This window comes from Pleionea sp. CnH1-48, from assembly GCF_024124665.1.
Taxonomy (GTDB): Bacteria; Pseudomonadota; Gammaproteobacteria; order Enterobacterales; family Kangiellaceae; genus JAMXSB01.
On the sequence record NZ_JAMXSB010000012.1, the window covers coordinates 180,114 to 192,737 of the forward strand.

At 47.1% G+C, this 12,624-nt stretch carries 7 protein-coding genes; 5 read left to right on the forward strand and 2 right to left on the reverse strand.

The genetic code is table 11. The features are described 5' to 3' along the window. Positions 1-4: 4 nt before the first annotated feature. On the reverse strand, positions 5-550 hold the full coding sequence (locus tag NH399_RS18830) for a DUF2799 domain-containing protein (protein ID WP_253042732.1): 546 nt from the start codon (positions 548-550) through the stop codon (positions 5-7). Positions 551-762: 212 nt separating this feature from the next. Between NH399_RS18830 and NH399_RS18835 the strand changes: the two genes are divergently transcribed. The 3 genes from NH399_RS18835 (at position 763) to NH399_RS18845 (ending at position 4,664) form a co-directional block, all read left to right on the forward strand. Then, on the forward strand, positions 763-3,171 hold the full coding sequence (locus NH399_RS18835) for an RND family transporter (RefSeq protein WP_253042733.1): 2,409 nt from the start codon (positions 763-765) through the stop codon (positions 3,169-3,171). Beyond that, positions 3,122-3,904: an outer membrane lipoprotein-sorting protein gene (locus tag NH399_RS18840; RefSeq protein WP_253042734.1), complete on the forward strand. Its 783-nt coding sequence runs from the start codon at positions 3,122-3,124 to the stop codon at positions 3,902-3,904. Before NH399_RS18835 ends, NH399_RS18840 begins: the two co-directional genes overlap by 50 nt. 106 nt (positions 3,905-4,010) lie before the next feature. Beyond that, positions 4,011-4,664, forward strand: coding sequence for a TetR/AcrR family transcriptional regulator (locus tag NH399_RS18845; RefSeq protein WP_253042735.1), 654 nt, complete (start codon positions 4,011-4,013; stop codon positions 4,662-4,664). A gap of 55 nt (positions 4,665-4,719) precedes the next feature. On the opposite strand, the gene NH399_RS18850 is transcribed toward NH399_RS18845, so the two are convergent. Beyond that, a complete protein-coding gene (locus tag NH399_RS18850) occupies positions 4,720-4,926 on the reverse strand; it encodes a DUF6316 family protein (RefSeq protein WP_253042736.1) in 207 nt (68 codons plus the stop codon). A gap of 280 nt (positions 4,927-5,206) precedes the next feature. On the opposite strand from NH399_RS18850, the gene NH399_RS18855 reads away from it, so the two are divergent. Together NH399_RS18855 and pbpC are read left to right on the forward strand one after the other, a co-directional pair. Beyond that, positions 5,207-10,141: an alpha-2-macroglobulin gene (locus NH399_RS18855; protein ID WP_253042737.1), complete on the forward strand. Its 4,935-nt coding sequence runs from the start codon at positions 5,207-5,209 to the stop codon at positions 10,139-10,141. Between the two features lie 2 nt (positions 10,142-10,143). Then, a complete protein-coding gene (gene pbpC / locus NH399_RS18860) occupies positions 10,144-12,492 on the forward strand; it encodes a penicillin-binding protein 1C (protein ID WP_253042738.1) in 2,349 nt (782 codons plus the stop codon). The last annotated feature ends 132 nt before the right edge of the window (positions 12,493-12,624 follow it).

Consider the following 12,624-nt stretch of genomic DNA (forward strand, 5'->3'; position numbering starts at 1 on the left):
AAGATCAATAGTTAACCCCTTTGAGCAAATCCACAATATCCATCAGGTCCAGTCGTCGTTGTAAGGAGCGACGATTATCACGTAGGTCCTCAATTTCATCGCGAATTTCATCCCGTGCATGATCAGCAAGCTCTTTGCTTTCCAGTCGCTGACGCAAGTCGTAAACACGCTCTTCAATACGACTGATCTCTTGCTCAACTTCCCAATACTCACGACCCAGACGATAGTTGCGACGGAACTCACCAGCCGTCGGCCCATGACAGACATCGTAATAGGTGTGTCCATTGCGACCTAACCAGGCACCGTGCAAAGGTTCACAGTAGGTACGCAATCCCTCTTCACGGCCACGGCGATAAGTCGTTCCGTCTAAACGAATACCATGCTCAGAGCAGGCTTCCTGATGAGAACTCAATCGCGATAAAGGCTGCCCATTTTGACCATCCTGCAATCCGATCCCATACCAGTCTCTGGCCTGACAATCGGATTTACTCAAGGTAGCACAGCCGCTAAGGCCCAAACACGTAATTAGAACAATAAATAACCGGTTCATTTTTCTACAGTTTTCCCACTAAGTGAATAAATGACACATAGAAACCATTATCTATGACCGTGAATATTTGCGCAAAAAAATTGACAGACCAACTGGTCTGTTCATATAATTCTTGTGGTTTTTCAGGGCTCGCTAGCCCTTAATTGTAAAGGTTTTCACTTCCTCAGCGATCAGACCTTCTGGTTTGGTCGCTATTTTCAGGAGATAATTTGATGAATGAGAACAAGGTTGTCCAGTTTTCTAACTGGATAATTCGCTGGCGCTGGCTGGTCATTCTCGCCAGTATCGTGTCGGTGGTTGCCATGGCTTATGGCATGTCCAAAGCCTATTTTAAATCCGACTACCGTATCTTCTTCTCCGAAGACAATCCTCAGCTGATTGCTTTCGAAGATATTCAAGCTACTTACAACAAATCCGATAATGTTTTGATGGTCGTCACTCCCAAAGACGGCAATGTATTCACTCAAAGCACACTTGCTTCCATTCAATGGTTAACCGAGCAGGCATGGAGCACACCTGATGTACTCCGTGTTGATTCCATCACTAACTTCCAGCATACCTGGGCCGAAGACGAAGATGATCTGATTGTTAAAGATCTGATTTGTTACCCCATGGCATTGCGCGAAGGCGTCTACGATACGGACTGCTCACATCAGACGATTACACCGGAGCAGCTCGCAGCCTACACTGCTGACGACTTTAAAAAGATGGGCGACATTACGGTTAATGATCCTATCTTGAAAGATCGTTTGATCGCGCCTGATCGTTCAGTGACAGCTGTTAACATCACCGTTAATCTGCCCGAGAATCAGGATCAGAGAGTACTGGCTGTTGCGGCTTATGCTCGTGACCTGGCAAAGCAGATGGAAGCACGGGATCCTAACCTTGAAGTGCGTCTCACGGGTATCGTGATGATGAACGTATCTTTCCCTGAAGCATCCATCGAAGATACCTCAACACTACTGCCCTTAATGTTCCTGGTCGTAATTGCCGTACTCTGGTTTATGGTCAGAACCTTTAGTGGTGTAATCGCTTCTATCTTCCTGATTTTCTTCTCGATTTTAGGTGCAATGGGTAGCTTCATCTGGCTTGGTGGCTTCTTAACAGGTCCGGTTATGTCGGCTCCTATTATTATCCTGACCATGGCCGTTGCCGACTCAGTGCATATATTGGTGACCTTCCTGCAAAACTACCGCCAGACGGGAAATAAAAATCAGGCTCTGGGTGAGTCACTGCGCATCAACATGCAACCAGTATTCCTTACCAGTATCACCACGGTGATTGGCTTCTTAAGTATGAACTTCAGTGATGTACCACCACTTCGTGACCTGGGTAACGTGGTTGCTATTGGTGTTTCTCTGGCGTTTATTTACTCGGTCACTTTCTTACCAGCAATGATGAGTTTGCTACCTGTAAAACAGCCAAAGTCAGAACCTAAGGCTTATCACTGGATGGATGGTTTAGGTGACTGGGTTATCAACAACCGTCGAGTGTTGTTGGTATCGTCAGCATTGCTTTCTATTGCCATTATCGCGTTCATTCCAAAGAACGAGCTTAACGATGAGTTTGTGAAATACTTCGACGAAAGTGTCGCCTTCCGTGCAGATACTGACTATGCCGAAGAACATCTAACAGGCTTATACAACATCTTTATCTCGGTTAAGTCTGGCGAAGAGCAGGGCATTAACAAACCTGAATATCTGCAAAAGGTTCGCGACTTCTCTGCATTTGCCTTACAGCAATCAGAAGTGTTGCACGTTGAAACCTTAACCGACACCATGAAACGCCTTAACCGTAATATGCATGGCGATAGCCCCGAGTGGCATAAACTGCCAGACAGCCGAGAACTGTCAGGTCAATACCTGTTACTGTATGAAATGTCGCTACCCAAAGGCTTGGACTTAACCAATCAGATCGATATTGATAAATCCGCTACACGCCTTGGTATTACCATGAAATCCATTTCATCCAATGAAATGATCGACATTGAGCAGCGCTTTAAAAACTGGTTTGATACCAATGCACCTGAACTGCAAGTTCAACAAGCTAGCCCGAACTTGATGTTTGCTCACATTGGTGCGCGTAATATCAAAAGCTCGCTGACGGGAACGGCCATTGCACTGGTATTGATTTCATTAATCCTTATCTTCGCACTGCGTTCGCTCAAAATGGGTCTATTGAGCCTTATTCCTAACCTGGTTCCGGCAGGTCTGGCATTTGGACTGTGGGGCTTATTTGTCGGCCAGGTAGGTATGTCACTTGCGGTTGTTGCGGGTATGTCTCTGGGTATTGTGGTGGACGACACGGTACACTTTTTAAGTAAGTACCTACGTGCTCGTCGCGAGAAAGGCATGGACCCTCAGAACGCGGTTCGCTATGCCTTCAATACCGTGGGTATGGCCCTGACGGCAACCACCATTATATTGGTCGCTGGCTTCTACATCATGACCCTGTCTACTTTCACCATGAACAGTGACATGGGTGCTATGACTGCCATGACCATCGCATTAGCGTTAATTATCGATTTCTTAATGTTACCCCCAATTTTGATGAAATTAGAGGAAAAGAGTAATGAGAAAAGCACTAGCAATTCTGAGCTTAGTAAGTCTGCTACCGCTTAGTGTGGTCGCAGAGACCGCCGAAGAGAAAGGCTTGGCCATCGCTCAAGAGTCAGACCGACGTAACACTGGCTGGAGAGACTCCAAAGCCTCCATGGAAATGATTTTGCGCAACCAGGCGGGTCGCGAGAGCCGCCGCAAAATTCGTATCCAGAGCCTGGAAGTAGAAGGCGACGGTGACAAAGGCTTAACCATTTTTGATGAGCCAAAAGACGTTCAAGGCACAGCCTTTTTGTCTTTCTCTCACTCTATCAAGCCTGATGAGCAATGGTTGTATTTGCCCGCTTTGAAGCGTGTAAAACGTATTTCTTCTAGCAACAAATCTGGTCCATTTATGGGCAGTGAATTCTCTTATGAAGACTTATCTTCATTTGAGTTAGAAAAATACAAGTTCAAATATTTACGTGACGACAAAGTGGGCGAGCATGATGTGTTTGTGTTAGAAAGCACACCTCAATACAAGCACTCAGGTTATAAGCGCCTGGTCACCTATATCGACAAAGCCGAGTATCGCTCAGTCAAGATCGAGTTCTATGACCGTCGCAACGAGTTGATGAAAACCTTGGTCAGCAGTGAATACCAGAAGTTTCTAGATAAATACTGGCGTCCGCTGAATATGGAAATGACCAATCACCAAACGGGCAAAAGCACAACGTTAAAGTGGTCTGACTACGAGTTCCAAACCGGAGTCAAAGAGTCCAACTTTAGCAAAAGCGCTTTGAAGCGTTTGCGTTAATCGGGCTTCATAGACGGTGTCAGTGATCAGCTGGTCACTGACACCAACGATGACCCACCTTATGTTTTTGAGTGTTATTGAAAAGTAGTAACAACGAGGTTGAATTATGACATTACAGCGAAACCCTGATGAAACACGCCAGCGTATCCTGGATGCCGCCTTAGAAGAGATTCATTTGCGTGGCTTTCAAGGCATGCGGGTCGATCAATTGTTAGAGCGCACAGGCCTGACAAAAGGCGCACTGTATCATCACTTCGCTAATAAAATGTCCATTGGTTATGCCATCGTTGAAGAAATTCTTGAGAAAGAAATACTGGAAAAATGGGTAGGCCCACTGGCCAAAACCAACAATCCAGTCGAATGTATTATTGAAATTTGCCGCACCGAATCTCAATCCATGTCGCCTGATGAGCTAGAGAAAGGCTGTCCAATAAATAACCTGTCACAAGAAATGTCGCCCATCGACGAAGGTTTTCGTGAGCGTTTGGCCGGTGTTTACCAGATGTGGATAGAATCGATTGCGAATGCCTTACGTAAGGGCCAGAGCAACAATGTGATTCGTAAGGATATTAAGCCGGATAATGTCGCTAAATTTTTGTTGGCCGCGCTGCAAGGTATTATAGGCGTTGCCAAATGTTGTAAGAGTGAAGAGTCGTTAGACGATATGGGCGAATGCCTCGGAGAGTACCTGTTTCAGCTGCAGACACCCGAAATACAGGCTTCTGCCGCGCAAAAAAAAGCCCCGAATCTTCGGGGCTAATGTCATATCAAACAAACCTAACCAAGGGGGTCTGAACGTTTTGACCACCTTGGTATTAAAAAGTTCTCCAACGGACCTGAGTTTTTTTCTGTTTTTCTTCTTTCTTTTGAATATGGGTCGCATAACAGCTTAATTCCAACTCTGCGCTGTTCCTATCAGGAAAAGGCCCCATATCAATACCTTCGCGAGTCGCAAAAAACCAACCCTGCTTTTCTTGAAAAACGCGATCACCGGATAACTTATATTGTGCGGACACGTCCATGCCAGGAATCCTTTTTATAGAGTGGTTATGGAATGAGGGAAATTATAGCGAGTCGATATAATCATTTCTGTAGGAAAAAAAGGGATGCTTTTGTAAGCGATCGTCCATTCATGGGCAACATATCGACCACATCAATATTTAAAAGCCATAAAGTTGCCACATTTCACCCGTTTTTGTTGATAATAGCGTTTTAGAATAGGGTTAATAACCGTCGTACGGATAACAAAGATCCCCTGATCAAGCCATATATCCAAAGTATTTCAATCTGGAGTTTGCATTTATGAATGCCTTAAGAGCCTTTTTGTTTCTTTGCTCATCAATATTGTTGGTTTCGTGTCAACAAGACAGTCCTTCTGCCAGTCCCAATGACTCGACAAAAAAAGAAGCATCTCAGCAGAGCAGTGCGCAGGCGACCTCGTTTAAACCGACGGATGCGCAAAAACAAAAGTTGCAACAAGACTATGCCAATACGCCTTTTAAGGTATTAACCCTATCAGAGCAAAGTTGGGACAATGCTCCAGCGCTGGCTGTTGTGTTTTCCGTTCCGCTCAACCCAGATACCCAACTCTCTCGCTTCATAAAGGTCAGTGACAAAGACAAACAACCTGTCACTGGCGACTGGATCTTAAGTAGCAGTGGTAATATTGCCTACTTTCCATTTATACAGCCGGATACGAAATATCACCTTGAGGTACTTGAGGGAATAACCGCTATTAACAATCGCTTGATCAAAGCGGGGGCCAGACAAACCATCAAAACCCGTCGGGCCCAATCTCAGCTGCGTTTTGCCAGTCACGGTTCACAACTATCAACCGCTTTATCCGACGGATTAACCATCGATGCCGTCAACATTGATGCCGCCGACTTTGATTTCTGGCGCGTCAAAAAAGATAAGTTATCCCACTTTATGAATCGTTACCTCGGGCGCACAACTTATGATTTAGAAAATATCAAGACGTTGGCGGATCTGGTCTATAGTGCGCGTTTTGATTTAGACAGCAAGCCCAATCAGCGCAAGAAGCATGTTATCCCCCTTACCAACATTGATGAGCTGAAACAAAGTGGCGTATATGTAGCTATCGCCAAAGGTGCAGGCCACTACCCCTACCGTTATGAAACCACCTGGTTCACCATCAGTGATATAGGCTTGCAGGTACGCCAATACCCTCAACAAACCGTGGCCTTTGCTCATCATCTACTGTCAGCCGATCCAGCACAGGGAGCAACCATTACCATCCTGGATCACAAGGGTAATCAGTTGGCTCAAGCAACCACCGACAATCAAGGATTTGCTAACTTCGATAACTTAAAGTCAGAGCGCTTAGCTATCGCCGAGTTAAAAGACAATTACTCCGTTGTTAAGCTCAATACCCCAGCAATGGATCTGTCAGAATTTAAGCTGGCCAGTCGTCAACAACGACCACTTGAGTTGTTTATTTATTCCGCGCGGGATCTGTATCGCCCAGGCGAAACCATTCGCATCAACGCTTTATTAAGAGATAACGATGCCAGGCTGGTTCAGCCAAGCCCCATCAAAATTCAAGTCAAACGCCCTGATGGCCGCAGTTTTAAGACCGCCACCCTCAAAGGTAATGTGAATGCTTTTTACAGTAGCGAATTTGAAGTCCCTAAAAACACCTTAACTGGAGAATGGCGCTTTATTGCCAAGCTGGGTAATGGCGACAAATTTGAATACAACTTCAGTGTCGAAGATTTCTTGCCAGAACGCATGAAGCTTGAGTTATCCAGTAAGACATCAGGCCCAACACTGGCCCATGAAAAAACAACGCTGGACATACAAGGAGATTATTTTTATGGCGCACCAGCGGCAGGTAATCGCTTTGAAACCACGGTTGAAGTCAGACAACAACGCACACTTTTTGATGAACAATGGAAAGACTTCATTTTTGGTGCCGAAAACTACAACGATTTTAACAGTTACCGTCAATTGCCTGATCAAACTCTTGATGCCAAAGGACATGCTAAAGTTGCATTAAACAACGAGTGGCAGGGCACACAACACCCACTCAGAGTGACTGCCAATGTCAGCCTGTTTGAATCGGGAGGACGACCCGTCACTCGCCGTTGGCAAACCACCATTTGGCCAAAAGATGCTGTGATTGGTATCCGCCCCATGTGGGAAGGCAATATCGGCCTGCCGAACTCGGAACTGAGTTTTGAAGTAATCAACGTCAATCGACAAGGCGAGCTAGTGGCCAATGATCATCTGGATATTCAGGTGATCCGTGAAAACAGCCACTATTACTGGCAGTGGGGTGACGACGGCTGGAGTTACCAACAAAGTGCCCGTAACCAACCGATCTTTAATCAAGTAGTCAAAGTCGCCGATAATGCCCGCGCAACTCTGCACGTTCCTGTGAACTACGGCTACCATCGAATCGAAGTCCGAGATCGCCATCAACGCCTGTTAAGCAGCTATCAGTTTTTTGCTGGTTGGCGCTGGGATCAATCTCGCAACGGCGAAATTGGTCGACCGGATCAAGTGAAGCTTAGCTGGAATCAAGATCACTTTGCAGCAGGAGAAACGGCCCAGTTGTCCATCGACGCACCTTATTCGGGTACGGCTCTGGTGACTATTGAAGCCAATCAACTCTTATGGCAACAACAAACCAATATACAAGATGGTAAAGGTACCATCGAAATCCCCGTAAGCGACAGCTGGCAACGCCATGATATTTACGCCAGCGTGATGGTCTTGCGTGCGGGTGAAGCCAAACGAAAACATCTGCCTAAACGTGCTTTTGGCGTTTTACATTTACCACTTAACCGCGCCAATCGCGAGCTGAAAGTTGCCATTGATGTACCAACGAAAGTGGAACCAGAAACCGAAGTCGTCGCCAAAATTAAACTGCAAAATCCACCATCAAACACAACACCCACCCAGCTAACACTGGTGGCTATTGATAGTGGCATTTTGAGCCTATCGGATTTTGAAACACCTAACGCTCATGAGTGGTTCTTTGCCCAACGCCGTTACCAAGGTGAAATTCGCGATATCTACTCCTCCTTAATAGAGCAACTCAGTGACAACAAGGCACAGCAACGATTTGGTGGTGACGCCGATGAGCTCAGTCATGGTGGCGATGCGCCTCAAACCGATGTACAGATTGTTTCTTTACTATCAGATGTTGTTGATTTTAATGATCAAGGTGAAGCCGAAGTCACTTTTCAGTTGCCTTACTTCAACGGTGAGGTTCGTTTTATGGCGTTGGCATTTGGTGCCAACCAATTTGGCCATGCTGATAAAAAAATGACCATCGCAGCACCAGTGGTTGCCGAAGTCAGCTTGCCACGATTCCTGGCTAAAGACGATGAGTCCAACGCCACCTTTGATGTGCAAAACCTCACGGACGAAGAGAAGCTATTTGATATTCAGTTAACGGCAGATCCGGCTCTGGGCTCAGCAAAAGTTCGTAAACAAATTACATTAGCCCCCAAAGAAAAGAGCGTTTTGCAACTGCCTTTGGTTGGCAGCAGCTATCAGGGTCAGGGTAAAGTCGCGATTGAACTGAACGAAAAAGGCGACAGTGAAGCGCTTATCAGTCTGCAACGAGACTGGAAACTGGGATTGCGCCCGGGCTACCCAGCCGAGACACGACAAAAGAGCTGGGTAGTACCAGGAAACCAGAATCGTTACTTGAACGCAGAAGAACTCAGTGGACTGTTCCGGAACCTGTCGCAAGATGGTATGAAGAGTGTTCTCAACCTATCGCCCAAACCACCTTTTAATGCTCAAGAGCAGCTTCAGTATTTGATTCAATACCCTTACGGCTGCCTGGAACAAACCTCTAGCCGAGCTTGGCCACTGTTGTTGGCAACAGATGCCGATCTTAAACGCTATGATCGATCACAAAACATCAGTCAGAACCGAGGCAAGTATCTGGAGCAGGCCATCGCTCGCATCAGCGCCATGCAACGTAGTAATGGTAGTTTTGGCTTATGGAGTCGTGATAATTACGAAAATCACTGGTTGACCGTTTACGCCACTGAGCTGCTACTGCACACCAAACAGAAAGGATATTCTGTGGATGATGCGGTCCTTAATAAAGCCATTAAACGCCTGCAAAAATACGCAACAACATCCAGCCGACTCTATACCGAAAACAGTCATTACACTGATTGGCCCCATCACTATCACTTTGCTTATCGTGCCTATGCCAGCCTGGTACTGGCCAAGATACAAAAAGTGAAGCTGGGTGACTTAAGAAATCTACGTCAGCAACACGCAAAAAATGCCAAGTCACGCTTGCCGCTGGCTCAACTGGCGCTGGCTTTCGAAACCATGGGCGACCAAAAATCAGCTCAGGATCTGTGGCAACAGGCGCTCGACACCCAACGGGATCCCGATGGCTATGCGGGTGACTATGGTTCGATTTTGCGCAACCTGGCATGGGTAACGGTGTTAGCAACAGAAAGTAAGCTGGTAAAAAATCCCTGGCAATTAGTGCAGGCCATTCGCGAAGAGCTGCTTGAACGCCGCTGGATTTCTACTCAAGAACGTTTTGCACTTTATCGTTTATCCTTAAGCTTGCAAACCGAGTCTCAGCAGTGGCAAGCCACATTGAAATATGGCGAAGAAACTCAACAACTGGCCGATACTCAAGCGGTGATCCAGTCTTGGGTAGAACACAACATTCCACGTTCACTGAGTATTAACAATGAGTCAGAAAACCCACTGTTTGGCGACTTTAAAGTGCAAGGCTATCCTGCCGCCGCACCGAGAAAATCCAGCGAAGGCATTGAAGTTCAACGAACCTACTACAACGACCAGGGCCAGCCGCTCAAGCTCAGTCAGGTAGAAACCGGGGATCTGGTACTCGTGCGTCTGGATGTTAATAGCGAGGACAAAAAGCGCATCCCTGATGCGTTAATCGTTGAGCTGCTTCCCGCCGGACTGGAACTGGAAAACCAGAACCTGATGCACGCAACCAAGATGGATAATATGCGAGTCGGTGGAAAATACGTTCATCAATGGATGCAACGCACGCGTATCCAGCATCAGGAATATCGCGATGACCGCTTTGTTGCCGCTATCGATCTGGATCGACGCCGAGTCAGTACCGTATTTTATCTTGCCCGTGCGGTAACGCCTGGCCATTATCAGGTGCCGCCCACCTTGGTTGAAGATATGTATCGTCCTTACCTGCGCGCCATTGGCAACTCGTCTGGCACATTAACCATTAAGGCCAAGTAATTATGAGACTTGCCCGGTGGCTAAATAAAAAGAAAAAAGGGCTGGCGCTATTGCTAGCTCCTTTCTTGCTGTTTTTATTGCTCGACTTTTTATTTCCATTACCGCTTCCGGGCCAACACTCTCAAGATTTTGCTCAAGTCATTACCGACAACAAAGGGCAGCCTTTACGAGTATTTGCCGATGCCGATGGTGTCTGGCGCTATCCCATAAAACCCGAAGATGTTTCACCGCTGTATCTGGAAGCTTTGCTCAACTACGAAGATCGCTGGTTTGAGCATCACCCAGGCGTCAATCCTCTATCCTTAATGCGCGCGGTCGGACAGTGGCTTTATTATGGTCGTGCAGTATCCGGTGCCTCAACACTCACCATGCAGGTTGCCCGCTTGCTTGATCCTCACAGCAAGAGTATTCCAGGCAAACTGAAACAAATTTTTCGAGCACTGCAACTTGAGTGGCATCTGGAAAAAAGCGACATACTGACTCTGTATCTTAACTATGCACCTTTCGGCGGACCGCTCGAAGGAGTCGAAGCCGCCAGTTTTGCTTATCTGGGTAAGTCTTCTTCTCAGCTATCTCATGCAGAAGCCGCACTGCTAGCAGTACTCCCCCAATCACCTTCTCGCAACCGACCTGATCGCTATCCGCTTCGCGCCGAAAAATCCCGCAATAAATTATTAGATCGGTTGGCAACTTATGAAGTGTGGCATGCTGATACCATCACCAGTGCTAAACAAGAACCGGTTCTGGCCGAATATAATACGGCTCCGCTACAAGCTCCTTTGCTGGCACGCAGACTCGCAAAACGTTATCCACAACAACGAGTTATTCGCTCAACCATCGACTCAGAACTGCAAAGCGTGCTGGCAGAACAAGTGAAAGAATATGCCGAAAGTTTTCCTGTTGGTACCTCCGCTGCAGCATTGATTGTAGAAAACAAAACCCGCTCTGCTGTTGCCTATGTGGGTGCCGCTGATTTTGGCGACTCACTGCGCTACGGCCATGTGGATATGATTCAAGCTCAACGCTCGCCGGGTTCAACATTAAAACCCTTCTTATATGGCATCGCTATCGACGAAGGTCTGGTCCATGAAAAGTCCCTGTTATTAGATACTCCAGCAGATTTTAATGGCTATCGTCCAGAGAACTTCCATCAGGGATTTTCAGGCCCCGTTACGCTACGTTCGGCACTGCAACGCTCACTCAACCTGCCCGCAGTTCAGGTACTGGAGGCGTTAACGCCCGAAGTCTTTTATGCTCGCCTGGCATCCGCGGGTTTAAAGCTGAACTTGCCCCACTCGTCAAAACCCAATTTATCCTTGGTGCTGGGAGGGGCAGGAACAAATCTGGAATCCTTAACGACAACCTTTAGCTCTCTCGCTAACCAAGGCTATGCAGGCCCCATACGGCTCAGCCAATTTGACCCAGACTCCAAAGGCAGACGTTTATTGTCTCCACAGTCAGCTTGGTTAATCAGCGACATTTTGCGCGGCGTGTCTCTGGTAGGAAGCCCTATTGAACGCATCAGCGCACAAAGACACCATCGCATTGCCTTTAAAACGGGCACCAGTTATGGTTTTCGAGACGCCTGGGTATTGGCATCGAGCCAAAACTACACCCTGGGAGTCTGGGTGGGTCGACCTGATGGCAGCATTTTAATGGATAATTTTGGTCGACGCTCAGCAGTCCCCTTATTGAAACGCATCCTTAATGTGTTACCAGCTTCTGGGCTAGCACCGTCACCGCGACCCGAGCAGCTATCAAAATCTGTTATTTGCTGGCCACTGGGAACAACCCTGACCATGAACGAAACACCCTGGTGCCATCAACAACACAGTAGCTGGCTGGTGGACGGTATGGCACCACCCACTCTGGTGGAACCTCAACAGCAACAATGGGCCCAATCACTAACGTCCATCTGGGTTGATGACGCAGGAAAAAGATTAACTCCCAACTGTCTGACCTCAACACGCCAGACCTTAAAAGTCGCATTATGGCCACAATCGCTCGATTCCTGGCTGCCACTCAAATGGAAGCGCAGCACTTTACTGCCAGAACTAGCCACTCACTGTGAAGAAGATCAGGTACTCAGACAGACATTAGCGATCCGCGGTATTCAAGCACAGGCAACACTTTATTCAGCCCCATCAGATAACGCTTTACCCAAAGTGTTACTGCATCTCGAAGGCGCCCAAGGCGAAGCCCATTGGTTTATTAACGGCCAGTGGCTTTCGGCGACCGCTAACAAAGAACACGCTCTGGAATGGCAAGCCACCAAGGAAGGCGCCTTTGAAATCAGTGTGATCGACAGCGCAGGACAGATTGCCCGTCTGAATTTTAACGTTCGTTCATAAAACAAAGACTCTGTCATTGCAGTAACAGCCGTCGCCTTGCGAAATGTAGGGGTGTTGGCTGCATTTTGTAATACTTTGGACATATATCGCTCGATTAAATTTTGCACTGCAAGTACAAATAACACTCAAATT